General features: G+C 51.1%; 19 protein-coding genes and 1 pseudogene. 11 read left to right on the forward strand and 9 right to left on the reverse strand.

Translation table 11 applies throughout. The features are described 5' to 3' along the window. Nucleotides 1-21: 21 nt before the first annotated feature. Complete coding sequence (locus OGV80_RS20245; protein WP_019076140.1) at nucleotides 22-243, reverse strand: DUF2754 domain-containing protein; 222 nt, start codon at nucleotides 241-243, stop codon at nucleotides 22-24. 263 nt (nucleotides 244-506) lie between these two features. Here OGV80_RS20245 and OGV80_RS20250 point away from each other — a divergent pair, with 263 nt between their 5' ends. Then, nucleotides 507-830 carry a DUF2755 family protein gene (locus OGV80_RS20250; RefSeq protein WP_043015360.1) on the forward strand — a complete coding sequence of 108 codons (324 nt, stop codon included), beginning with the start codon at nucleotides 507-509 and terminating at the stop codon, nucleotides 828-830. Here OGV80_RS20250 and OGV80_RS20255 read toward each other — a convergent pair. Next, nucleotides 815-1,918 carry a DUF1615 domain-containing protein gene (locus tag OGV80_RS20255; RefSeq protein ID WP_003847631.1) on the reverse strand — a complete coding sequence of 368 codons (1,104 nt, stop codon included), beginning with the start codon at nucleotides 1,916-1,918 and terminating at the stop codon, nucleotides 815-817. The two genes, OGV80_RS20250 and OGV80_RS20255, sit on opposite strands and share 16 nt — an antisense overlap. Before the next feature lie 12 nt (nucleotides 1,919-1,930). After that, entirely contained in the window at nucleotides 1,931-3,151 is a 1,221-nt protein-coding gene (gene sbmA, locus OGV80_RS20260; RefSeq protein ID WP_043015359.1) for a peptide antibiotic transporter SbmA, read from the reverse strand. A 383-nt stretch (nucleotides 3,152-3,534) separates the two neighbouring features. Between sbmA and ampH the strand changes: the two genes are divergently transcribed. After that, complete coding sequence (gene ampH / locus OGV80_RS20265; RefSeq protein ID WP_043015358.1) at nucleotides 3,535-4,692, forward strand: D-alanyl-D-alanine-carboxypeptidase/endopeptidase AmpH; 1,158 nt, start codon at nucleotides 3,535-3,537, stop codon at nucleotides 4,690-4,692. Nucleotide 4,693: 1 nt separating this feature from the next. Here ampH and iprA read toward each other — a convergent pair whose 3' ends face one another. Both iprA and OGV80_RS20275 read right to left on the reverse strand, forming a co-directional pair. Further along, nucleotides 4,694-5,317: a hydrogen peroxide resistance inhibitor IprA gene (iprA, locus tag OGV80_RS20270; RefSeq protein ID WP_043015357.1), complete on the reverse strand. Its 624-nt coding sequence runs from the start codon at nucleotides 5,315-5,317 to the stop codon at nucleotides 4,694-4,696. A gap of 89 nt (nucleotides 5,318-5,406) precedes the next feature. Continuing rightward, entirely contained in the window at nucleotides 5,407-8,307 is a 2,901-nt protein-coding gene (locus OGV80_RS20275; protein WP_286515611.1) for an autotransporter YaiT-related protein, read from the reverse strand. Between the two features lie 509 nt (nucleotides 8,308-8,816). On the opposite strand from OGV80_RS20275, the gene hemB reads away from it, so the two are divergent. Then, nucleotides 8,817-9,791 carry a porphobilinogen synthase gene (gene hemB / locus OGV80_RS20280; RefSeq protein ID WP_286515613.1) on the forward strand — a complete coding sequence of 325 codons (975 nt, stop codon included), beginning with the start codon at nucleotides 8,817-8,819 and terminating at the stop codon, nucleotides 9,789-9,791. 78 nt (nucleotides 9,792-9,869) lie between these two features. Here the strand turns inward: hemB and tauD are convergent, their stop codons facing one another. From tauD to tauA, 4 genes are read right to left on the reverse strand one after another with little or no spacing between them, the layout of a single operon-like run. Next, a complete protein-coding gene (gene tauD, locus OGV80_RS20285) occupies nucleotides 9,870-10,721 on the reverse strand; it encodes a taurine dioxygenase (RefSeq protein ID WP_003830940.1) in 852 nt (283 codons plus the stop codon). Continuing rightward, on the reverse strand, nucleotides 10,718-11,548 hold the full coding sequence (gene tauC, locus OGV80_RS20290) for a taurine ABC transporter permease TauC (protein WP_286515616.1): 831 nt from the start codon (nucleotides 11,546-11,548) through the stop codon (nucleotides 10,718-10,720). The genes tauD and tauC overlap by 4 nt, the downstream gene beginning before the upstream one ends. Next, nucleotides 11,545-12,312 carry a taurine ABC transporter ATP-binding subunit gene (gene tauB, locus OGV80_RS20295; protein WP_286515618.1) on the reverse strand — a complete coding sequence of 256 codons (768 nt, stop codon included), beginning with the start codon at nucleotides 12,310-12,312 and terminating at the stop codon, nucleotides 11,545-11,547. Before tauB ends, tauC begins: the two co-directional genes overlap by 4 nt. 14 nt (nucleotides 12,313-12,326) lie before the next feature. Further along, entirely contained in the window at nucleotides 12,327-13,289 is a 963-nt protein-coding gene (gene tauA, locus OGV80_RS20300; RefSeq protein ID WP_087051654.1) for a taurine ABC transporter substrate-binding protein, read from the reverse strand. Between the two features lie 339 nt (nucleotides 13,290-13,628). Here tauA and OGV80_RS20305 point away from each other — a divergent pair, with 339 nt between their 5' ends. The 8 genes and pseudogenes from OGV80_RS20305 (at nucleotide 13,629) to OGV80_RS20340 (ending at nucleotide 23,807) form a co-directional block, all read left to right on the forward strand. Beyond that, on the forward strand, nucleotides 13,629-14,258 hold the full coding sequence (locus tag OGV80_RS20305; protein WP_047413572.1) for a response regulator transcription factor: 630 nt from the start codon (nucleotides 13,629-13,631) through the stop codon (nucleotides 14,256-14,258). Further along, entirely contained in the window at nucleotides 14,258-15,799 is a 1,542-nt protein-coding gene (locus OGV80_RS20310; RefSeq protein WP_043015349.1) for an MASE1 domain-containing sensor histidine kinase, read from the forward strand. The genes OGV80_RS20305 and OGV80_RS20310 overlap by 1 nt, the downstream gene beginning before the upstream one ends. 85 nt (nucleotides 15,800-15,884) lie before the next feature. Further along, nucleotides 15,885-17,187 (forward strand): annotated as a pseudogene (uhpC, locus tag OGV80_RS20315) (MFS transporter family glucose-6-phosphate receptor UhpC). Continuing rightward, the gene (locus OGV80_RS20320; protein WP_286515621.1) at nucleotides 17,184-18,215 is read left to right on the forward strand and encodes an ABC transporter substrate-binding protein; all 1,032 of its coding nucleotides are present in this window, start codon (nucleotides 17,184-17,186) and stop codon (nucleotides 18,213-18,215) included. Before uhpC ends, OGV80_RS20320 begins: the two are co-directional and overlap by 4 nt. A gap of 68 nt (nucleotides 18,216-18,283) precedes the next feature. Beyond that, complete coding sequence (locus OGV80_RS20325) at nucleotides 18,284-20,362, forward strand: ABC transporter permease (protein WP_100194025.1); 2,079 nt, start codon at nucleotides 18,284-18,286, stop codon at nucleotides 20,360-20,362. 11 nt (nucleotides 20,363-20,373) lie between these two features. After that, nucleotides 20,374-21,420 carry a ferric ABC transporter ATP-binding protein gene (gene fbpC / locus OGV80_RS20330; protein ID WP_047413104.1) on the forward strand — a complete coding sequence of 349 codons (1,047 nt, stop codon included), beginning with the start codon at nucleotides 20,374-20,376 and terminating at the stop codon, nucleotides 21,418-21,420. Between the two features lie 232 nt (nucleotides 21,421-21,652). Further along, the gene (locus tag OGV80_RS20335) at nucleotides 21,653-22,345 is read left to right on the forward strand and encodes a hypothetical protein (protein ID WP_286515626.1); all 693 of its coding nucleotides are present in this window, start codon (nucleotides 21,653-21,655) and stop codon (nucleotides 22,343-22,345) included. Between the two features lie 7 nt (nucleotides 22,346-22,352). Then, nucleotides 22,353-23,807: a PAAR domain-containing protein gene (locus OGV80_RS20340; protein ID WP_286515628.1), complete on the forward strand. Its 1,455-nt coding sequence runs from the start codon at nucleotides 22,353-22,355 to the stop codon at nucleotides 23,805-23,807. Nucleotides 23,808-24,058: the final 251 nt, after the last annotated feature.

The raw sequence follows: 24,058 nt of genomic DNA on the forward strand, positions 1-24,058 counted from the left end.
GCCAGGATGCCTGATAGACCTCTATTGGGCATCCTTTGCTTCTTCTTCATCTTCCACGCGGCGACGGATAATTAATCCGGCCAGCCAAAAGCTAATCACCCAAGTGACCAGCCCTACCGCATAGGTTTGCCACCCCTGCGCTTCAAAACCGAGTAAGCCCACCACGCCGTTGAGAATAAAGATAAGCCCAATAGCGAAGGCATAATAGTGCCAGTCTCGGCGGATTTTAACAGGCAGGTTCATAACGGCTCCGGTGGATATACAACATGACAACGCATCCTCGCACATTTCCTCATACACGTCTGTGGCCTGTGCGGAATTTCTGAAATGTAAATTAATTTCACTTAAGGTTGCGTAATTGTGACGATCAGCAAAAAACCGAAATCCAGGAATAATCTCTACCTGAAATTACCATCATTCTGATATTGACATTGCCGATCACCTGTCAGACTCACTGTCAGTTCCAGGCAATACGTCAAAAAAGCAGGTTATTTCCGGAGGTCTTTATGGCTGATTTTACGCTCTCTAAATCCCTTTTTAAGGGCAAGCATCGGGATACCTCCTCCCTGCCCGGCAATATTGCGTATGCCGTTTTTGTGCTGTTTTGCTTCTGGGCGGGCGCGCAGATTTTAAATCTGTTGGCCCACGCTCCCGGCATCTATGAGCAGTTGATGCAGTTGCAAATGCAAGAGACAGGGCGCCCGCGAGTTGAAATCGGCCTGGGTGTCGGAACCCTTTTTGGACTGGTCCCTTTTCTCGCCGGAAGCCTGATTCTTGGCGCCATCGCGGCATTCGTGCGCTGGCGCCGCCGTCATCATAACGATGACTGACCCATACATTTCGCCCGACGATCGTCCACGCGTTTAGCAAACCACGCGGTAGTCAGATTACGTGTGATCTTCGGGCTTTCAAGTTGAATGCCAGGCAGCATTTCACGGGGAAGCGTTTTCCCGGCCTTCGCTTCCGCCAGCTTATAGACTTTCTCGTACAGCGCGGTCTCTTCAAAGGCCAGGCTGTCGCCTTTTTGCAGCTGACGGCGGATCTCACTCTCGCTCATGTCCAGCTTCCCGGCCAGTTTACGTACCGCCAGCTCCGTTTTGCCCGGCTCGCTGCTGCCATAGAGAATTAAATCACCGTCCATCGCCAGCTTCACGCCGCTGGCTTTACTGACCGCATTCTGGAAAGCTGCATTGCGGCTGGCATACCACCCGGCATTGAAATCGGCGAAGCGGAAAATTGGCGCACTGTAATTCGCCGGGTAGTTAAGCAGATGATACGTACCGAACCACAGCCCACCGCGGCGGCTAAATACTTCCTGGCGCACGGTTCCCGCCATTTTCCACGGGTAGCCGCTGGCATGCTGCTCAGCAAAGGCGATGCTGACCTGCATCGGCCCACCGGTATGCACCGGATTAAGCGAACCAAATAACGTCTGCCCCATCGGTACCATGTTGATAAAATCATCAAATATCGCGCTAAGCTGTTTTTCCGTCTTCACCGTATCCAGGCGCTCGCTGTAGCTTTTCCCCGTTGGCGAGTTAATCTTCAGCGCGGTATGCACCACAAATAGCGGGATGTGCATACGCTCGGCACGACGATCGATCTCTTTCCAGGCGATTTTACTTAAGTTCGGCACGGCTGGATCCGCCTGGTAATTTGACTCCTGTTGCGCGACCGCCAGCACCGAACAGATATTTTCAACCGTCGGCGCCAGCTTCTGGCTTTCAAAGGTCTTCGCCAAATCCTGCGCCCACGCGTCCCGGTCTTTTACGCTGGCGGGCATTTTCTGGCGCACCACGCTCGCCACATCGACGGCTTTCTCCCCTTTTTTTAGCGGCTGCGCGGGTTGGCTACTACATCCCACCAGCACCAGTGCAGCAAGACCAGACAAGGGGTAAAGACGGGAAACCGTCGACATAACATCTCCTTATTAACTAAGCGTATGGGTAACTTCCTGAATATCCTGACCATCAAGCTCTCGTTCAAAGCTGCGCAGACGCTTATAAATAGACATCAGTTCCACTAACGTTGTCCAGGAGTTAATCAGATACTGGAACGAACCGCGCACCTGGCCAAACACGTTGGTGATTTGCGTCATCAGGCCGAGCGTAATCGTACCGGCAACAATCGACGGAAACAGCAGGAACAAGCCGAAAACGTTATCAACCTGCAGGTAAAGAATACGGGCGATATTGAAGTACATATAGTGAAAATAGAGGCGGAAGTAGTTCTGGCGCACCGCATGAAACAGCTCACGCACCGTCGGCGGTGTCGCACGATTAGCGTCATCTTCGCCGTATACCAGTTCTTTACGGTAGGCCGCTTCCACACGCTGGTTTTTAAACTCCAGTCCCGGAAGTTTGATCCCAACGACCGCCAGCAAGCCGGTTCCCATCAGCGACCAGACAATTGCGGCAATCACCAGGCCATAAGGAACATGCCCAACAATCGGCAGGTCCGGAACATGGGCAGAGAGTGTAACCAGTACAGGTAAGAAGGCGATCAGCGTCATAATCGCATTGATAAAGCTGACCCCCATATCTTCCAGCGTGGAGGCAAAACGCATGGTGTCTTCCTGCACACGCTGCGCCGCACCTTCGATATGGCGCAGATGCTGCCAGTGCGCCATATAATGTTCGTTCATTGCTGTACGCCAGCGGAACACATAGTGGCTAACAAAGAAGTTGTTCATCACGCCGATGACCACGGCAATCAGCGCGATGCCAAGAAAGATGCCCACTTCATGATAGAACTGCTCAATCTTCACCTTATGCGGTGCGCTGAGCGCGGATTGAATCAAATCATAAAATGGCGCATACCAGGCGTTGACGGCAACGCCAACTTCAACCAGAAACCAGGTCACGAAAATAATCAGCGACGTGCCGAGTATGGACCAGTACTGCCAGCGGTGCGGGCTGTAGAGAAACCAGAACAGCGCGAACACTCCAACGCAAAGAGTGTAGTACGCATAAAAAATCAGGTAATCCAGCGACCAGAAACGGGCCGCACTAATCGGTACGTCTCCCGACGCGCCGGTAATGTGTGCAACCCAGGCTCCCCCACCTGCTTGCCAGAATACAACAGCGACCAGTGCCCAAATAAATGCCGAAATAAAGAACGGCCCCGGCTTTGGGAAAAAAGACTTAAACATAATGCTCTCCTGCTAACTTCTTATCGTTATGACGACTGCTGTGTATTTGCCACCGTGGAGTGCGGGGCAAGACGGCTTACGCCCAAAAACACAAGCTGAAACCGACAAGTGTGACCAGAACCGCAGCGCTTAGTTCGCACCTGGGTTATGAAGAATTGTTTCTGTGGTTTTCACACTCGACAACGTTCCAGCAAGTGCAGATTATCACAGCGTGAGATCACAAAAGCGAACATCCATAATCGGGGAAACGCTCGCGTTTACTCATCGTTACGTTTTTCACACTATCATTGGCTGATAAGCGCTTTGCAATACGCCGATGAGTAGTATAAATACGCATACGCACGACATCCTTTTTCACTTTCTCTAACTCATGGACACCACCGTTGAAACGTAGTCTGCTTTTTTCTGCCGCGCTGTGTGCGGCGTCATTGACATCTGTCCAGGCGGCACAGCCTATAACCGATCCGGTCTTCGCCTCTGATATCGTCGATCGCTATGCCGACCATATATTTTACGGCAGTGGTGCTACGGGGATGGCACTGGTGGTGATTGATGGTAATCAGCGCGTATTTCGCAGTTTCGGCGAAACACGCCCCGGCAATAACGTACATCCGCAGCTGGATTCCGTAATTCGAATTGCCTCAATCACTAAATTAATGACCAGCGAAATGCTGGTAAAATTACTCGATCAGGGTACGGTTAAACTCAACGATCCTTTGAGTAAATATGCGCCACCTGGCGCGCGCGTGCCGACTTATCAGGGCACGCCGATTACGCTGGTGAATCTGGCAACGCATACCAGCGCGCTGCCACGCGAACAGCCTGGCGGCGCGGCCAAGCGCCCGGTGTTTGTCTGGCCAACCCGCGAACAGCGCTGGAGCTATCTCTCAACCGCCACGCTTAAAGCTGCACCAGGCTCGCAGGCTTCTTATTCCAACCTGGCGTTTGACCTGCTGGCTGATGCGCTGGGAGCCGCGTCCGGTAAGCCTTATCCGCAGCTGTTTGAAGAAAAAATCACCCGTCCGCTGGGGATGAAAGACACCACCTTCACCCCGTCCCCCGATCAGTGCAAACGCCTGATGGTCGCGGAAAAGGGCGCCAGCCCCTGTAACAATACGCTGGCAGCGATGGGCAGTGGCGGCGTCTATTCAACGCCTGGCGATATGATGCGCTGGATGCAGCAGTATCTCTCTTCTGATTTTTACCATCGTAGCCAGCAGGCTGACCGTATGCAGACGCTGATTTATCAGCGTACGCAGCTAACCAAAGTGATAGGGATGGATGTGCCGGGCAAAGCCGATGCGCTAGGTTTGGGCTGGGTCTATATGGCGCCGAAGAATGGGCGACCAGGCATTATTCAAAAAACCGGTGGCGGCGGCGGATTCATTACCTATATGGCGATGATCCCGCAGCAAAACGTCGGGGCGTTTATCGTGGTGACCCGTTCTCCGCTAACCCGTTTTACCAATATGAGCGACGGTATCAACGATCTGGTTGCAGAGTTGAGCGGGAACAAACCACAGGTTATTCCCGCATCCTGATTCAATACTCAAAAGGCAAACGGTTAATGCCTACCAGTTTGCCTTTATTCATTTCAATGTAACCACCTTTACGCAGTGCCGCGAGAACCTCAGCAACAACTGAGCGTGAAATGCGAGTGCGTTGGTGAATATAGTTCATGACGCCGATACGTGAACGCAGCACATCGTCCCATTTCGTCATGGATATCAGCGTCGCGCGGATCTGATCGTAGGAGTTATTGCCGATCAGCTGCAGATCGCGCAATTCAAGGATGGAGTTTTGCCAGGCTAACCAGCAAAAGGCTTCCCGCCAAAGCTGGCATTGTTCAATTATATTTATCGTTTGCGAAGCAGGTAGGTGGTATCCCGTACAATTACTTTCGGTCATTAATCTGTATTGTACATCTGTTTTCATCACGCCATCGGAAAGGCCCATAATAAAAGGCGCCTGTGCAATCCCGACCAGTACGTTTTCCCCTCTACGCAGGGAAACTACACCACTTAAAATAACAAAAGTATCGTCGCTATTTATATCACTGGAATATATTATTTCTTTATCGTTATCACACTCAAAGTGTTTGCCATATTTTGCCAAACATTTATCAAGCTTACCAAATTCAAGAAGAGGTTTATTTGTAGATAGCATGAGCGCATTCCTTGCAATAAATGCCCGTCAAATCCGTGACGGGCATTATTCTGAATTAAATTACCTTATATTTCTCAGTGAGAAAGTACTTACCAGGTATATTTAACACCAACGTTTGCAGACCAGTCTTGATCGACATCACCGCCACCGAGGTAATTAGCATCAGTGTAGGCGCTGAAGTTCTTGGTGAAGCTGAACTGAGTACCCAGTCCAACACGTACTGCAGAACCTTCTACGCCGTTGTCGATAGAGTCACCGTTTACATCAGAATCGTTGTTAGAGTCGTCGTAAACGTAGGCCAGTTTGAAGTACGGGGTCAGCGCCTGGTCGTCGCTGTAGGCGAAGGTATAACCTGCATCTACACCGAGTTCATAACGCATGCTGTCATAAGACTGACCGTCAACTTTCATGTCGTTGCTCAGCTTATAGTCATCACCAGACTGGAACAGACCGGATACGCTACCGTAAGGCGTTACGTAACCTGCATCACCCAGCTTCAGGTCATAACCCAGTTTCAAGCCAAAGCCCCAGGCATCAGAAGAGGTGCTGCCATCAACATACTGACCGTTGCTCATGTTGGCAGACAGATCGTTGTTGAAGTGAGAGTAGCTCAAGTTACCGTCAACAAAGATGTTGTTGGCGAAATGTGCAGAAGAGTAGATGTAGGCAGTCTGGCTGTCCTGATCCACCTGACCGGTACGGTCGCTCATATCACCTTTCGCGAAGCCTGCTGCGGCACCGACAATCCACTTAGCGTTGTTACCATCAATTTTGGAGTCAACACCGACCATGATGCCGTTAACGTCCTGATCGTAGTTAATGGTGCCGTTATCTGCATCGAAGCTACCACCGAAGTAGCTCACCCATGCGCCGCCGTTATCAACCAGACCATGACGCGCGTTAGTCAGACGAGTACCAACGGTGTCTTGTTCCAGGTTCCAGATATTGGTGTTGGCAGATGGGATGCTCAGCGCCATGTTCGCGTAGTCGGTCAGTTCCATCTGCTGCAGAACAACGGTGTTACCCTGCTGCTGAGCCTGATAGGTGTAAGCGCCGAGGTCAGCTTTGTTAGCTGCAGAGAAGGTCGCGTTGCTGTTCGTGTCGTTAACGTAGATCAGCTCGTTACCTTTGTAATCCGCAACAGAACCCGCACCAGTCGCGTTATCGATGCGAACCTTGTAGTTACCGGTTGCGGCAACAACGTTGTCAACAGAGCTGTTATCCAGTTCGTCACCGTTGTTGATATCGCCGTTACCATTGATAGTCAGGTGACCATCGGAGTTCATTGCGATAGTACCGTAACCGTAGTTAGCCTGAGTGGTATCCCAGGTACGGTCGTTCACCAGATCGGCATTCAGAACATAATCGCTGCTGTGAATGTTGAATACACCGGAAACCACGTGGTTGCTATTATCAGCATAATTGCCGCTGGTCAGTTCCAGTTTATCAGTGTTGAAAACTTCAGTATCAAACTGATCAACATTTACATCCAACACACCGCCGTTAGTGACAGTGATGGTGTTAGCATACAGAGACGAATCATAATTGCGAGTTACATCATCAGTCAGTGCTACAGTACTGTAACTGTCAATGGTCAGATGATCAGTTGCAACAGTCCCATCTTCACCGATATTCATTGAAGAACCATTGGTCAAACCAATTGTATCGGATACTAAATAGGAATCAGTTACATTAACCTGAGAACCATTGTTAACGGTCAGGGTATCAATCAGAGATTCCCCTGTCGTATCCCATTCTGAACCGTTGTTTAACGCTACGTTAAACACACCACTCTGGAATACTTTATTGTCAACAACACGTCCCCAACCATTGGCTTCTATTACACCACCTGGAGTCAGGCTGTTGGTAGCAACATCAAACATGTTTGCTGGTGCGATGGCTTGAGCATCGATAGTAGCCTGGCCAACCCACTTACTACCATTATCCAGAGTCAGATTCAGTTCATCGACGTTCAGGCTGTCATCAGCCCAACCAAGGTTGGTATCCGCCACACCATCACCATTGGAATCATGGCCAATGGTATCAAAATTAGCATTCCAGGTGCTGGTAAATGCGACATCACCCATCAGGGTTGAATTACTGAAATACACATTGTTCTTCATTGCATAGTCGGAAGAACCGTCAGTGAAAGACAATGCTACATCACCTGGACCAGTATAGTCACTTGGCTCACCAGAATTACCAAAGAACGCGGAGTTCGATTCCAGAATGTAATTTGAACCAGAAGTTACTGTAGAATCATAAACATTGATGTTGTTATCCCAGGTATGGGATTCTGTCGTGTAAGTGTTGTTGTAAGTATTCCCTTGAGACAGGGCGATACCAGCAACACGAGAGTTGTTGGAAATGTTGATATTGCTTTCAACATCAAGATTAACCGCAACACCTTCACTGACATCAAACGTTTCATTGGTGTATTTAGTAACATCACCAGATAAATAGGAGTCTGTGAAATACAGCGCTTCATAGTCATCATCGATGGTGGAGTTAGCAATATTCAGAGTGAATATATCGCCATCATACCAGTTACCATCAACAGCTGTGGTATTGTTGAATACATATCCACCAAGCCTATTGCCATCAGCATCAAAACGATCGTAGTAACCACGTGGCAACATTGATGTGATTGAACCATGAATAACAGAATTACTGATATTCAGCTGATTAGTTGCACCATCAGCGTAATCATGATTCAGGTAGTAGGTAGAAATCGTGCCATTAACGGTATCGCCATTAAAGGACTGATCAAAATCACCGTTAGCATTGTTGTTGTAAACAAAGCCACTGTAATTAACGTAGTTACCATCTACAGTTCCAGCTGCATCCATATTGTCCCAGTTAAGGGCCGTAGTTGGATTATCGTAGTAGGTCCAGGTATCGTAAGTAGAAGCATTCGCCTGAGAAGTGATTGCCAAAGTGCAGGCTAATGCTAATTGTGAGACTACAAGTTTCTTTTTCCAAGTGTGCATTTGTCATCCCTCCTCAGGGACGTAATATAGTTGATCCATCAATTATCAATGCAAAGAAAACATTTTATGTTTCGCAGGACCGATTATGCGGTTTCACAACGGAAAGGTTCAATTATTCTTTGTCCGCTGTCCGAAACCGGACAACATCATGAATTACGCCAGCCAAAAGGAGTCAACAAAAACACAATAACTTTCAATGAGATACAAAACACACACCTTCTAATACATATAATTATCAAATGATTCACCCAATATTCAAATAAATAAAAAATAAATAGTCGAGAGTTATATTCCGCGCTAAATAAATAAATACATCGATATTTAAAATAATAAAAACAAAAACAAACAAAATAATGAATATGAATAAATTGCCATGCATGTGAATAAATTGCTCTAATGATTCAGCCTTGCACCACGTAAAATCCAGATATAACGCCAACTTTCGTAAACCACCCGCCCTCAGGTTCGGGTATACTACGGCCTTCGATTCCACAAACATCAGGCATACCATGACAGACCTAATCCAACGCCCTCGCCGCCTGCGCAAATCACCTGCGCTGCGCGCTATGTTTGAAGAGACAACACTGAGCTTAAATGACCTGGTGTTGCCGATCTTTGTTGAAGAAGAACTCGACGATTACAAAGCTATTGACGCCATGCCCGGCGTGATGCGCATTCCGGAGAAGCACCTGGCGCGCGAGATTGAACGCATTGCTAATGCAGGCATCCGCTCGGTCATGACCTTCGGCATTTCTCATCACACCGATGACACCGGCAGCGATGCCTGGAAAGAAGACGGTCTGGTGGCGCGCATGTCGCGTATCTGTAAGCAGACCATACCGGAAATGATCGTCATGTCCGACACCTGCTTCTGTGAATACACCTCGCACGGTCACTGCGGCGTGTTATGCGAGCACGGCGTTGATAACGATTTAACCCTGGCTAACCTCGGCAAACAGGCAGTCGTTGCCGCCGCAGCGGGCGCAGATTTCATCGCCCCTTCCGCCGCAATGGACGGCCAGGTGCAGGCTATTCGCCAGGCGCTGGACGCCGCGGGCTTCACCGATACCGCGATCATGTCCTACTCCACCAAATTTGCCTCTTCTTTCTACGGCCCGTTCCGTGAAGCCGCAGGCACCGCGCTGAAAGGCGATCGTAAAACCTATCAAATGAACCCGATGAACCGTCGGGAAGCGATCCGCGAATCGCTGCTGGATGAAGCCCAGGGTGCAGACTGCCTGATGGTCAAACCGGCTGGCGCCTACCTCGATATTCTGCGCGATATCCGCGAGCGCACCGAGCTGCCGATTGGCGCTTATCAGGTCAGCGGTGAATACGCGATGATCAAATTCGCGGCGATGGCGGGTGCTATAGATGAAGAGAAAGTGGTGCTGGAAAGCTTAGGCTCGATCAAACGCGCTGGCGCGGATCTGATCTTCAGCTACTTCGCACTGGATCTGGCTGAGAAAAAAATCCTGCGCTAATCACATTGTTGCCGGATGGCGGTTTCGCTTTATCCGGCCTACAGATCGTAGGCCCGGTAAGTCAATCGCCGCCGGCAATCATCCCGCCCGATAAAACGGCTTGTCTCCCAAAATTGTCGCCCGGTGCATAATGCGCCTCTGTGGCAGATAATCCGCATTCGCATAATGCTGCGTCACGCGATTATCCCAAATCGCCACATCGTTGGGCTGCCAACGCCAGCGCACCTGAAACTCCGGTTTAGTGATATGCGCGAATAAAAAACTCAGTAACGCCTCGCTCTCTTTTTCCGTGACATCGACAATTCGCGTGGTAAATCCTTCATTCACGAATAGCGCCTGCTTCCCGCTCACCGGATGCGTACGCACCACCGGATGCAACAGGGGCGGATGCTTCGCCACCGCTTCCAGCCAGCGCTGATGCTCCTCTGGCGTCTTGCGGTATTTATATTCCTGAAATGATTTACGAAAATCATGTTCTGCCCGCAGGCCGCTCAGCAACTGGCGAAACGGCTCAGACAACGCATCATAAGCGGCAATCCCACTGGTCCACAGGGTGTCTCCCCCGGTCGATGGCAGCTCTTTTGCAGCCAGAATCGCCCCGGCAGGCGGCGTGTCAATAAAGGTGACATCGGTGTGCCAGTTGTCATTATCCGGCGGATTGTCGTTATGAGTATCCAGTACGATAATCTCTTCTACCCCTTCGGCATGCGGATAGACCGGGTGAATATGCAGATCTCCGAAACGCAACGCCAGTGCGCGCTGCTGTTGCGGCGTAATCACCTGCTCACGCAGGAACACCACCTGGTGGCGCAATACCGCGTGATAAAGCTGTTCAAACTGATTATCGCTCAGCGGACGCGTTAAATCCGCGCCGCTGATTTGTGCGCCAATGTACGGTCCCAGCGGGGTTATGCTCAGACGTTCACTCATTGTAATTCTCCATGCCAGGGCGTCAGGCGGCGCTGAAGCGCGCGCAGACCCAGTTCTAAAATAAACGCGATAACGGCAATCACCGCGATCCCCGCCAGCACCACATCCGTTGCCAGAAACTCACCGGCAGACTGCACCATAAATCCTAAGCCTCGCGTGGCGGCAATCAGCTCTGCTGCCACCAGCGTCGACCAGCCCACGCCAAGTCCGATACGTAACCCGGTGAGGATCTCCGGTAATGCCCCCGGCAAAATAACAAACCACAGCACCTGCTTACGGCTGGCCCCCAGCGACTGCGCGGCGCGCACTCTCACCTGCTGCGCGCTTTTCACTCCCGCCAGCGCCGACATCGCTACAGGGGCGAAAATCGCCAGATAGATCAGCAAGATCTTGGAGGTTTCACCGATGCCAAACCAAATGACCATCAGCGGGAGATAGGCCAGGGGCGGAACCGGACGATACAGCTCAATGATCGGATCGAGAATGCCGCGCATCGTCGGGCTCAGCCCCATCGCGATCCCAACCGGAACGCCTAGCAGCACCGCCGCCAGCAGCGCGATAACAATACGCGTCAGACTCGCCGCCAGATGCTGCCACAGCGTGGCATCCATAAATCCCTGCGGACCGGCAATGACGAGCAATTTTTGCAAAACCTGCCACGGTGGGGGTAAAAACAGCGGACTGATTAACTGCAGCGCCGCCACCGTCCACCACACCGCCAGAATGACGGCCAGCGTACCGAGGCTTAAGGTAATCTGCCGCGAGAACGGCCAGCGCCAGTTGAGTGCGCGCTGGCGGCGGGGTTTATCATTAATCACCACGCTCATGAGAATGCCTCCCGTTGTTCAAAGACCCGACCTAACACATACTCGCGCATGGCGATAAACTGCGGGTCGGACTTAATGCTGCGGCTCGACTCTCCGGCCACAAAGCGACGGGCGAAATTCAGCGGCAGACGCTCCAGCACCCGGCCTGGGCCCGGCGACAGCAATACCAGCTCCGTCGCCATAAACACGGCTTCTTCGATATCGTGGGTAATCAGCAGCACCTGTTTGCCGGTCTCATACCACAGCTTCAGCAACAGGGTTTGCATCTGCTCGCGGGTAAAAGCGTCGAGCGCGCCAAAGGGTTCATCCAGCAGCAATAGCTGCGGGTTGGCCGCCAGAGCCCGCGCAATGCCGACGCGCTGACGCTGCCCACCGGAAAGTTGCCAGATAAAGCGTTTTCCCGCGTCCTCCAGCCCGACTTTCTGCAACATCTCCTTAGCGATTCGTTGGCGTCGGGACTTCTCCATCCCCGCCAGTTGCAGCCCGAAGGCTACGTTATCCTGCACGTTGCGCCAGGGCAGCAGTCCTTCGTTTTGGAACACAACCCCGCGCTCAGCGCCTGGACCTTCAACTTTTTTACCCGCCAACGTAATGCTGCCATGCTGATACGGCACAAACCCGGCAATCAGATTTAACAACGTGGTTTTCCCGCAACCGGAAGGTCCGAGTACTACCAGCAGTTCACCGCTATCGAGCGTCAGGTTGATATCCTCCAGCGCCGATTTTCCACCGTAGCTGGCAGCAAGATGTGAAATTTGCAGCATCAGCGCCTCCTTATTTATTGCACGAAGCGATCGGTCACGTACTGACTGTAATCCGTCGCGACAGCGGGAACTTTGCCCTGCTCTTTGAGGAACTGCGCGGTATCGATAATCGCTTTATTCACCGGCCCGGTTAACTCCGCGGTTTGCTGCTGCGCCGTCAAATAAGTATTTCCTTTCACCAGCCCTGGCACATCCGCCTCCGGTACCCCGCTTAAACGCGACAGTTTGCGGATATTTTCCGGCTGCTTCAGCCATTCATCAGGATTAGCGATATAGGGCTGCTGCGCATCGATAGCGCTTTTGGCAAAGGCTTTCACCACTTCAGGATGCTTCTGGGCAAAATCTTTGCGCACCACCCACACATCCAGCGTCGGCGCGCCCCACTCGCCAACCTGCGAGGAGTCGGTTAACACCTTACCGTCTTTTTCCAGCGCGTTGACCGCAGGCGCCCAGACATACGCACCATCAATATCTCCGCGCTGCCAGGCGGCAATAATCGCCGGTGGTTGCAGGTTCACAATCTCAACCTGCCCCGCTTTGATACCCCAATGTTTCAACGCCGCCAGCAGGCTGTAATGGGTGGTGGAGATAAACGGCACGGCAATGCGCTTACCAATCAAATCTTCCGGTTTACTGATGTTTTTCTTCACCACCAGCGCTTCGGAGTTGCCGAGCTTTGACGCCAGCAGGAAAACCTCAATCGGCACCTGCTGACTGGCTGCGACCGCCAGCGGGCTGGAGCCAAGATTACCGATCTGCACATCACCGGATGCCAGCGCACGAACGATGCTCGCGCCGCTGTCGAATTTGCGCCAGTCAACGGTAGCACCGCTTTCTTTAGCAAAAGTGTTATCTGCCTGCGCCACTTTGGCGGGTTCGGCGGAGGTCTGATAAGCAACGGTGACGTTCACCGCCTGCGCCTGAAATGCGATGAATGCCAGTGCGGCAAGAAGTGCGTTACGCGATGAAATAGCCATGATTGTCTGCTCCCCTGTCTTGTTATGAGGGCAGTATTTCGTTGCGGCACAATTTGATAAAGGAATTAAAAATTCTGGCTAATAGCGATCTGTTTTTAGAAAAAAAGCGGCAATAGTTAGCTATTTAGCTCATTACAGAACGTAGGCCGGATAAGGCGCTTGCGCCGCCATCCGGTAATCATATGCCTGATGCGCTGCGCTTATCAGGCCTACACTCGCTATAACACCCGGCAAATTATTGCGATTTTGTTACATTCGTTACATATCCGCGCCACGGTGATTGCCAGTGCGGCGCTGACAGGCATCATAGACGCCATTATCAGGTAAGAGAGTAATATCATGATTCATGTTGTGCTGGTGGATGACCATGTGGTGGTGCGTTCCGGCTTTGCGCAATTACTCAGTCTCGAAGACGATCTCAACGTCATCGGCCAGTTCAGCAGCGCGGCCCTGGCGTGGCCTGCGTTAATGCATGATGACGTCAACGTGGCGGTGATGGACATCGCCATGCCGGATGAAAATGGCCTGAGCCTGTTAAAACGACTGCGGGCGCAGAAGCCCGGTTTTCGCGCCATAATTCTCAGCATTTATGACTCGCCCACGTTTGTGCAAAGCGCGCTGGATGCCGGCGCCAGCGGCTACCTGACCAAACGCTGCGGACCGGAGGAACTGGTGCAGGCGGTACGTTCGGTAGGTATGGGCGGGCATTACCTGTGCGCCGATGCGCTGCGTGCGCTACGCGGCGGCGAACAGCCCGCGCAGGTCCTGGAAGTACTGACCCCACGCGAGCGCGAAGTGTTTGATCTGCTGGTCAAAGGCGACAGCGTGAAAGAGATCGCCTTCAAACTCGATCTCAGCCACAAGACGGTGCACGTTCATCGGGCGAACGTGCTGGGCAAACTGCAATGCCATAGCACCATCGATCTGGTGCATTTTGCGCTCGACCACCAGCTATTGACGGGGCATTAATGTCGCGTAACCTTCGGCATTGGGTTATTTCTCTGTTTATTCTGCTGGCCTGGGGATCGGGCTGGCTGATGCTGTGGACGCTGGGGTTTTATCTGACCCACAACGGCCAGCAAGCGGCGCTATTTCTACCGCACGGCGTCTATCTCGCGCTGTTAATCCTGCTTTCTCGCCGTTACTGGCCCGCGCTGGTTCTGCCGCCGGTGTTGATGTTGCTCTGGCTGCACAGCGAGCAATTACTGAATGGCTATATCCTGCTGGCTGCACCATTAATTAGCCTGATTCCGGCGAGCATCGGCCAGTCATACTGGCACCGATTCCCCCTTTACTGGCAGCGCTTAACCCTGCTGCTGGCCGCCGTGACGATCACTTCATTGCTCAATACCGCCCTGCTTTCACCGTTTATTCAAAGCCCGGCGACGTTAATAGGTCTGGCGTCGTTTACCGGCGGCGTGCTGTTGACGCCGTTTGTCTATCTGATCTATGAATTTTTGCGCCAGCAGCACCGCTATCATCTGCTCGGACTGGATACCACCAATCCCCCGCTGCGCACTTCGCTTATCATCTGGTGCAGCCTGTTTTTTATTATTGGCATCGGCACTCAGATGGTGCTGTCGCCGGAGATCGAGCGCCTGTTGCTGATCGTGGTGTTCTTACCGAACGTGGTGATGGCGTGGAAATTTGGCTGGCAGGGCGGCGTGTTGTCCGGATTGCTCGGCAGTATGATGATCACCATCGCCCGGCAAATCGGCGTCGGGTTCAGTAACTTACTGGAGCTGGAAATTTTTCTCGCCACCCAGGCGCTACTGGGTATAGGGCTGGGGATCGCCATCAGCCGCCAGCAGCATCTGGCGCAAAATTTGCACCATTATCGCCAGCGTCTGGAAACCGAACTGGCGGCACGACGCGCGCTGACCGAACAGCTGATCCGCACCGAAGAAAATACGCGCAAAAGCCTGGCGCGGGAGCTGCATGACGAAATTGGGCAGAACATCACCGCCATTCAAATTCAGTCGCAACTGGTCAAACGCGCGCCAGGCCCTGAGCAAACGCTCGAAGCGGCAAATCAGATCAACAACCTTGCCCGGCGCATTCACCATTCCACCCGCCAGTTGCTGCGCCAGCTACGCCCACCCGCGCTCGATGAACTGGCCTTTAAAGATGCACTACATCATCTGGTGAATGAATTTGCTTTTGCTGAACGCGGTATTCGCTGTCGCTTTGATTATCAGCTAGAGAATACGCCAGAAAACGAAACGGTGCGCTTCACGCTGTATCGCCTGCTACAGGAGTTACTCAATAACGTCTGTAAACATGCGAACGCCAGCGACGTGTCGATTACGCTGCGCCAGCGGGAACAACGTTTGTTTCTGGATGTCGCTGACAACGGCGTTGGTATTCTGCCTGAAAAAATTCCCGGTTTCGGTATCCAGGGGATGCGTGAGCGGGTGAGCGCCCTTGGCGGCGAACTGACGCTCGAATCAAACAACGGCACGCACGTAATTGTTAACCTGCCCACAAATTTGCAACAAATCAGCCGCTAACCAGGAAAAAGTCTTAGTCACTGCGGACTTTCTCTCATCCCCTTTTGCTTTCACTTTCCTATAGTCAGCACAAACGGAGACTGCCATGCACGCACGCTCAGCCAGCGAAACAGACCAACAATACCGGGCGCTACGCCCCCGGCTGCTGATGTGTATGGTGATAGGCTACGCCGCATTTTATTTGACGCGCAAAAGCGTTAACTACGTCCTCCCGGCGCTACAAACGGACCTGGGTCTGGATAAGGGCGATATCGGCCTGCTCGGGTCACTGTTTTATCTGACCTATGGTCTGTCGAAATTTACTGCCGGGCTGTGGCACGACAGCCACGGACAGCGCGCGTTTATGGGTATTGGTCTGTTTGCCACCGGCGTTTTAAACGTGCTGTTCGCCTTTGGTGAATCACTGACGCTGCTGCTGGTGGTCTGGACGCTGAACGGATTTTTTCAGGGCTGGGGCTGGCCGCCCTGCGCCCGCCTGCTGACCCATTGGTACTCGCGCAACGAACGCGGATTCTGGTGGGGCTGCTGGAATATGTCGATCAATATCGGTGGCGCCATTATCCCGCTGATTAGCGCTTTTGCCGCCCACTGGTGGGGCTGGCAGGCAGCCATGCTGGCACCGGGGATAATCAGCATGGCACTGGGAATCTGGCTCACTCTGCAATTGAAAGGCACTCCCCGGGAAGAAGGATTACCTACGGTTGGGGAATGGCGTCATGACCCGCTGGAACTGCGTCAGGAGCAGCAAAGCCCGCCGATGGGGCTGTGGCAAATGTTACGCACCACCATGCTGAAAAACCCGATGATCTGGTTGCTCGGCGTCGTATGTGTTGGTCTATCTGATTCGCATTGCGCTCAACGACTGGGGCAACATCTGGCTGACGGAAAGCCACGGCGTGAATCTGCTCAGCGCCAATGCCACGGTGATGTTGTTTGAAGTCGGCGGCTTGCTGGGGGCGCTGTTTGCCGGATGGGGATCGGATCTGCTGTTCAGCGGTCAGCGTGCGCCGATGATTTTACTGTTCACGCTGGGACTGATGGTGTCCGTCGCCGCGCTGTGGCTGGCGCCGGTACACCACTACGCGCTACTGGCAGTGTGTTTCTTTACCGTGGGCTTTTTTGTGTTTGGCCCACAGATGCTAATTGGCCTCGCAGCCGTTGAATGCGGACACAAAGCGGCGGCAGGTTCAATTACCGGTTTTCTCGGGCTGTTCGCCTATCTGGGGGCCGCGTTGGCGGGTTGGCCGCTGTCGCTGGTCATAGAACATTACGGCTGGTCGGGAATGTTCAGTTTGCTCTCGGTTGCCGCTGTCTTTATGGGTTTATTGCTGATGCCGTTGCTCATTGCGGGCATTACCCCTTCTCTCAGTCAAAGGATAAAACAATGAAACTGACGCTTACCTCTACCCTGATTGCTTCCGCTCTGACGCTGGCGGCTATCAGCAACGCAGCCCAGGCACAGGGTCGTCTGGTGGTGTATTGCAGCGCCACCAACGAGATGTGCGAAACCGAAACCAAAGCCTTCGGTGAAAAATATGATGTGAAAACCTCATTCATTCGTAACGGCTCGGGCAGTACGCTGGCGAAAGTCGATGCCGAGAAGAAAAACCCGCAGGCGGATGTATGGTACGGCGGTACGCTGGATCCGCAGTCTCAGGCCGGTGAAATGGGCCTGCTGCAGCCGTATAAATCACCAAACCTCGAGCAGATTATGGAGAAATTCCGCGATCCCGCGAAGGTAAAAGGTAACCTCTCTTCGGCGGTTTACGTCGGGATTCTGGGCTTTGGCGTCAATACCCAGCGCCTGAAAGAGAAAAACCTGCCGGTACCAAAATGCTGGAAGGATCTGACCAAACCGGAATACAAAGGCGAAATTCAGATTGCTGACCCGCAAAGCTCTGGTACCGCCTACACCGCGCTGGCGACCTTTGCCCAGCTATGGGGTGAAGATCAGGCTTTTGACTACCTGAAACAGCTCAACGCCAACGTCTCCCAGTACACCAAATCCGGCATTGCCCCGGCGCGTAACGCCGCTCGTGGCGAAACGGCTATCGGCATCGGTTTCCTGCACGACTACTCGCTGGAGAAAGAACAGGGCGCGCCGCTGGAGCTAATCTCCCCATGCGAAGGTACTGGCTATGAAATTGGCGGCGTAAGCATCCTGAAAGGCGCGCGCAACGCCGACAACGCCAAACTGTTCGTTGACTGGGTGCTGTCGAAAGACGCACAGGAGCTGGTCTGGAAGAAAGGCAAATCCTATCAGATCCTGACCAACACCACCGCCGAGACCTCTCCTAACTCACTGAAGCTCGACGACCTGAAGCTTATCAATTACGACATGGATAAGTACGGCTCGACCGACGTACGTAAGGCGTTGATCAATAAGTGGGTTAGCGAAGTTAAGATGGGTAAATAAGCCCACGTTACGTTCATTTGCCGGGTGTGGCGCAAACGCCTTACCCGGCCTGGATTACCGGAAACGCTATGTCACACACACTTGCACTCCATCCCGTGAAAAAACGGGATGCGATATTCCTTTGGGTTTTGCTCGGCTGGCTGGCGTTTGCCCTGCTTCCGAGCTGGAGCCTGGACTATGGTCTGCTGGAGTCCACGCGCGAAGAAATACTCGCCGCCTACGGCTGGTCACAGTTCAATATCAGTTGGCTCTGGTATCTGCTGCCAAGCCTGTTGCTGGTGCGTCCATTCCATGAAGCCAGACGCGAGCAGCGCAACCGCCATTATCTTGACGCGGGATGGGCATTTTTCTGTATGGCCTTTATCGTCGCCAGCGCCACCCTTGAGGGCCGCGGCTTAGGCTATGCCACCATCGTGTTGTTTGTGGCACTTGGCGCAATCATGACCCTGGCGCTCACTCGCCTGGAATGGCTGGGCGGCGACCGTTTCGTCATCGGCTCGCTCACCGCGATAATCGCTCTGATCGGTATTTTTATCGTCTGGCCGAGCATCGCCATTTTCATTCCGATGTTCACCAACGACGCCGGAGAATTTGCCCCGCTGGCGTTTATGAATGTGCTGTCGCAAGCGCATATCATTCAGGTGATCCTCAACTCAATTATGCTGTCGATTGCCGTCGGCGTCGGCTGTACCTTCTTTGGTCTGGTACTGGCTATCTATACCACTCGTATCGCCAGACGCAGCGCCATCATCGGACGTATTTTCTCGATTTTGCCGATCGTCACCCCGCCGTTTGTCGTCGGTTTAGGCGTCACGCTGATGATGGGACGCTCCGGTTACATCACCGAATTTATGGTCGAATGGTTTGGTTTAACTAACACCAACTGGCTGTATGGTTTTACTGGTATCTGGCTGGCGCAGGTGCTGGCCTTTACGCCAATGGCGTTTATGATCCTCGATGGAGCAATCAAAACCATTCATCCATCGCTGGAAGAGGCGTCATATACCCTGCGCGCCAGCCGCTGGCAGACCTTTAACGGCGTGTTTGTCCCGCTGCTGAAACCGGCGCTGGCGAACGCCTTTTTAATTGTGGTGGTGCAGTCGCTGGCCGACTTTAGCAACCCGCTGGTGCTCGGCGGTAACTTCGACGTGCTGGCTACGCAAATTTACTTCTACATCACCGGTTCGCAGCTCGACTACCAGGCCGCCAGTACGCTGGGTGCCTTCCTGCTACTGTTCTCGCTGCTGGTGTTCTGCGTGCAGTATATGTGGATTGGTAAACGCTCGTACGTCACCGTTTCCGGTAAATCCTACCGGGGCGACGTGCAGCCGCTACCAGTCACGCTGGTGTGGAGCGTGGTCGCACTGCTGGCGGTGTGGATTGCCTTTAACGCCCTGCTCTACGGCAGCATTTTCTACGGCAGTTTCACCGTCAACTGGGGCGTGGACTACACCCTGACGCTGGCGAACTTTACCAAACTGTTCGGTCAGGGGATGAGCGACGGCGCGTGGCCTTCACTGCTCGACACCCTGCTCTACGCCGGGATTGCCGCGCCGATCACCGCGATTTTCGGTCTGCTGATCGCGTGGATTGTGGTGCGCCAGCAGTTTAAAGGCAAAAAGACCATCGAGTTCACCACTATGCTGTGCTTTGCCGTTCCGGGCACCGTCGCGGGCGTGTCGTACATTCTGGCCTTTAACAGCGCCCCGGTGTATCTCACCGGCACCGCCGCCATCGTGATCATCTCGATGGTGATGCGTAACGTCCCGGTCGGTATCCGGGCGGGTATCGCGGGCTTAGGCCAAATCGATAAATCGCTCGATGAAGCCTCGCTCAGCCTGCGCGCCGGTTCTCTGCGCACCATTACACACATTCTGCTGCCGCTGCTGCGCCCGGCGATCCTCTCGGCGCTGATTTACAGCTTTGTGCGCGCCATTACCACCGTCAGCGCCATTGTGTTCCTTGTCACCCCGGATACCCGCGTGGCGACGGCCTACATCCTGAACCGCGTGGAAGACGGCGAATACGGCGTGGCGATTGCCTACGGTTCCATTCTGATCGTGGTGATGCTGGCGATTATTTTCATCTTTGACTGGCTGATCGGTGAATCACGTACCTCCCGTTCAAAAGCCAAAAACCAGGCGTAATGGAGCGCACTATGACTCAGAAAAATTTCGTTGAACTGCGCAACGTCACTAAACGATTTGGCAGCAACACGGTTATCGACAATATCAACCTCACCATTCCGCAGGGGCAAATGGTGACCCTGCTCGGCCCATCCGGCTGCGGCAAAACCACCATATTGCGCCTGGTCGCCGGGCTGGAAAAACCGAGCGAAGGACAGATTTACATTGATGGCGAAGACGTCACTCATCGCTCTATTCAGCAGCGTGATATCTGTATGGTGTTTCAGTCCTATGCCCTGTTCCCGCATATGTCGCTGGGGGAGAACGTCGGTTATGGCCTGAAGATGCTCGGCGTGTCGCGCGCAGAGGTGAAAGCTCGCGTCAAAGAGGCACTGGCGATGGTGGATCTGGAAGGATTCGAAGACCGCTTTGTCGATCAGATTTCCGGCGGGCAGCAACAGCGCGTGGCGCTGGCCCGCGCGTTGATCCTCAAACCGAAAGTGCTGCTGTTTGATGAGCCGTTAAGTAACCTCGACGCCAACCTGCGTCGCAGCATGCGCGACAAGATCCGCGAACTGCAAAAGCAGTTTGATATCACCTCGCTGTACGTCACCCACGATCAGAGCGAAGCCTTTGCGGTTTCTGATACCGTGTTGGTGATGAACAAAGGACACATTATGCAGATCGGCTCACCGCAGGATCTCTATCGCCAGCCCGCCTCCCGTTTTATGGCGAGCTTTATGGGCGATGCCAACCTGTTCCCGGCTACCTTCAGCGACAAATACGTTGATATCTACGGCTATCATCTGCCGCGCCCGCTGCACTTTGGTACACAAGGTGAAGGCATGGTCGGCGTGCGTCCGGAAGCGATCACGCTCAGCGATCGCGGTGAAGAGAGTCAGCGCTGCGTGATCCGCCACGTCGCGTATATGGGACCCCAGTATGAGGTCACGGTGGAGTGGCACGGGCAGGAGATTTTATTGCAGGTCAATGCTACGCGTCTGCAGCCGGACGTCGGCGAGCAGTATTATCTCGAAATCCACCCGTACGGCATGTTTGTCCTGGCGGATGCGGCATGATTTGTGCCGGGCTACGATCAAACAACGGACCAGATAAAATTAATTTGATTATAGAGAAGGAAAAATTCTTATAAAATATTTATTAAATAAATACAGATAAACTTAATTATTCCAAGCCTGAATCATCCTTAAATGGATTCAGGCTTTTTTATTACTTATGCGATCAGCCACACAACTTTTACAGAGAAAATAGTATGTCATCACGCTTTCAACGGATGAGAGAGATTCAAAAATGTATTTTTACCAGGAAGAAAACCAAATCACTCAATATATAAGCGAGCACGAATTATGGGTATTGGGTCGTGTCAGCGGGATATACAACAAAACAACGCATAAAAACGAAAAAATGTTAGAACCGTTGTGGAGGAAATACGATCGAAGTATCGAGGGGATTTTAATCTTTTATTCAAAGATGGAAGCATCAATTTACTCTGTTTACCTAGAGAAAAAATTTAATGAAAAGTGGAGCGTATATGCACTGAATGATTTTAACATTGGGGAAATGGTAAAAAATAATAAAATCATCAAAAATAGTGATGATTATTATCTGCTGTTGAGTGCGGGTTTATGGGCTGATAAACAATACAATATTATATATCATAGTTATCATCTGGCTCAAGTTATAATCCCCGTCAAATATACTTTTAGCAGTTTCAGTGAAAATGAAAAATTCCCTACCCTAAAAATACCTGAAGAAGTTACAGATAGATTTCATCAAATGTGGAAGAAAAGACTCCCTGATTTTCTAAGTCATACTCAATCGCAATGTAATTATCATAATGACTATTTAAAAGAACAAAGTCTAATCGCTTATAATAATATGCAACTCAAAGAATCAAATAAAATCGAAGATTGTATTTACATGACAACATGGAAAAATGACTGGATTTTTTGCAATCCGGAAAGCTTAACTTTATTAAAATGAGAATTGTATGGAAATTGCATATTTTTTAAGGGTCGGTGATAAAACAACCTGCGGCGGTACTATTTTAACAGGCTGTACTAATCATATACTCGACGGACAGCCAACGGCACGACATGGCGATAGCTATATATGCGGTAAAGATAAAAAACTCTACCACATAGTAGGAGGACAACCGGGTTATTTTATACATGGTGTTCAAGCTGCCGGAACAGCACATAGCGTTGGCACATGCCCCTGCAAATGCAGATTTATTAACTCAATTTCAAATGTCACTTATTTCTATGAGAGTGAAGTTCTCTCCGCACCTAAGCCAGTCACAGACAGAGTGGTCTCTGTAGCGCCGCAGAACGCGCCAAAACCGCTCACGATGGCACCTGGACCATATTGTCCGGGTGAAGAGGATAAACCGCCTCGTGAGCCTGTCGATGGGGGATTTTGTGTATTGCCCTATGAGTCAAAGCCATCAACATATGAGCCGTATATTTTCGTTAACCCCCCCGAGGGTACGAGAGAGCTGTATCACAAACTGAACCCTGATATGAAAAAACAACCTGGTTCAATTCTGATTGTTGTTGATCCTGAAAAGCAAGATCAGCAACAGATTGAAACATTGCAAAAAGCGCGTGATCGAATTGATAAAGCTCTGGCCCCACTTACCTTGCAGGATGCAAAGTTATTGCATGATAACAGAGGAGCCGTGGATGCATTTTCATATCAACTTTTCGGTGATTATTTAGGAAATGCTGGAGATGGTTTTGGTTATATTAGTGAAGTAGGTAAAAGTTATTACGAAGAAATAAAAAAAATATTAATTGAAATTCAGGAGTTGTATAAAGATACGTATGGCCACAACAAAGGAATTATATCGGGGGAAGAATTCTTTGGTCAACGGGCAAGACTGTTTAAAAAGCTAGATGCTGTTTTAAACAAATTTTCAAAAACCCAGCTCAAATTAGAAGAATATAATAGCATTAAAAAAGCATTAGGTTTATCTACAAGTTCAATTATGTATAAATGGGATAAAACGGGAATAGATAATATTGAAGGTTATGCTACATATATTGAGCGCTCGGCAAAACTAATGAATCTAATGAAAACAGTTGGTTTTGTTGGCATAGGTTTAGATTTTGCCGGATATACATCAAATGTTTATGACGCTTGTTCAAAAGGTCGTGAAAGTGCTTGTAAAAAAGCCGCTATCACTGAATATAGTAAATTTGGATTCAAACAGGCTAGTAGTATGCTTTCTGGTCTGGCGGCTGGACGTGCCGCAAATGTGGTTTGTACGTGGGTATTAGGGCTTTCTACTATAGAAGCTGGTGGGGTCGGTGCTGCACTGTGTTTTGCTACAGGGGTTGGTGTTACTATTGCAACAAGTAAACTTGTAGAAAAATATGGCGAAAATGCTGGTGAATATGTAGGGGAGCATATTATATATGAAAATATTTTTAATTCAAAATGAGGTGATTATAAAAAACCTAATTTGCCTTGCTTTTTTATTTGATTTTTTAATATTCATGATATGTTATTTTTACAATAAAAAAGCGTACAAAAAAATAGTTGAAATATACGAAAGAGAGATAGGTCACCTACCAATTTCAACAAAGTCATGCAAAGATGCAAGTGTTTTTATTACTCCATACTTATATAATACTAAAGTTAGTTTTATAACTAGAAGCTTAAACTTTAAATACCATAAACATTTACATCACG

The sequence above is a fragment of the Citrobacter sp. Ce119 genome, assembly GCF_030334525.1.
Classification (GTDB): Bacteria; Pseudomonadota; Gammaproteobacteria; order Enterobacterales; family Enterobacteriaceae; genus Citrobacter; species Citrobacter europaeus.

What these genes read in the sequence shown, in the direction of transcription:
- OGV80_RS20275 (WP_286515611.1), bottom strand. Translation starts at nt 8,307, where the DNA reads ATGCACACTTGGAAAAAGAAACTTGTAGTCTCACAATTAGCATTAGCC.
- OGV80_RS20320 (WP_286515621.1), top strand. Translation starts at nt 17,184, where the DNA reads ATGAAACTGACGCTTACCTCTACCCTGATTGCTTCCGCTCTGACGCTG.
- OGV80_RS20305 (WP_047413572.1), top strand. Translation starts at nt 13,629, where the DNA reads ATGATTCATGTTGTGCTGGTGGATGACCATGTGGTGGTGCGTTCCGGC.
- OGV80_RS20255 (WP_003847631.1), bottom strand. Translation starts at nt 1,918, where the DNA reads ATGTCGACGGTTTCCCGTCTTTACCCCTTGTCTGGTCTTGCTGCACTG.
- tauB (WP_286515618.1), bottom strand. Translation starts at nt 12,312, where the DNA reads ATGCTGCAAATTTCACATCTTGCTGCCAGCTACGGTGGAAAATCGGCG.
- OGV80_RS20325 (WP_100194025.1), top strand. Translation starts at nt 18,284, where the DNA reads ATGTCACACACACTTGCACTCCATCCCGTGAAAAAACGGGATGCGATA.
- sbmA (WP_043015359.1), bottom strand. Translation starts at nt 3,151, where the DNA reads ATGTTTAAGTCTTTTTTCCCAAAGCCGGGGCCGTTCTTTATTTCGGCA.
- OGV80_RS20245 (WP_019076140.1), bottom strand. Translation starts at nt 243, where the DNA reads ATGAACCTGCCTGTTAAAATCCGCCGAGACTGGCACTATTATGCCTTC.
- iprA (WP_043015357.1), bottom strand. Translation starts at nt 5,317, where the DNA reads ATGCTATCTACAAATAAACCTCTTCTTGAATTTGGTAAGCTTGATAAA.
- OGV80_RS20340 (WP_286515628.1), top strand. Translation starts at nt 22,353, where the DNA reads ATGGAAATTGCATATTTTTTAAGGGTCGGTGATAAAACAACCTGCGGC.
- tauD (WP_003830940.1), bottom strand. Translation starts at nt 10,721, where the DNA reads ATGAGTGAACGTCTGAGCATAACCCCGCTGGGACCGTACATTGGCGCA.
- OGV80_RS20250 (WP_043015360.1), top strand. Translation starts at nt 507, where the DNA reads ATGGCTGATTTTACGCTCTCTAAATCCCTTTTTAAGGGCAAGCATCGG.
- tauC (WP_286515616.1), bottom strand. Translation starts at nt 11,548, where the DNA reads ATGAGCGTGGTGATTAATGATAAACCCCGCCGCCAGCGCGCACTCAAC.
- tauA (WP_087051654.1), bottom strand. Translation starts at nt 13,289, where the DNA reads ATGGCTATTTCATCGCGTAACGCACTTCTTGCCGCACTGGCATTCATC.
- fbpC (WP_047413104.1), top strand. Translation starts at nt 20,374, where the DNA reads ATGACTCAGAAAAATTTCGTTGAACTGCGCAACGTCACTAAACGATTT.
- OGV80_RS20335 (WP_286515626.1), top strand. Translation starts at nt 21,653, where the DNA reads ATGTATTTTTACCAGGAAGAAAACCAAATCACTCAATATATAAGCGAG.
- hemB (WP_286515613.1), top strand. Translation starts at nt 8,817, where the DNA reads ATGACAGACCTAATCCAACGCCCTCGCCGCCTGCGCAAATCACCTGCG.
- OGV80_RS20310 (WP_043015349.1), top strand. Translation starts at nt 14,258, where the DNA reads ATGTCGCGTAACCTTCGGCATTGGGTTATTTCTCTGTTTATTCTGCTG.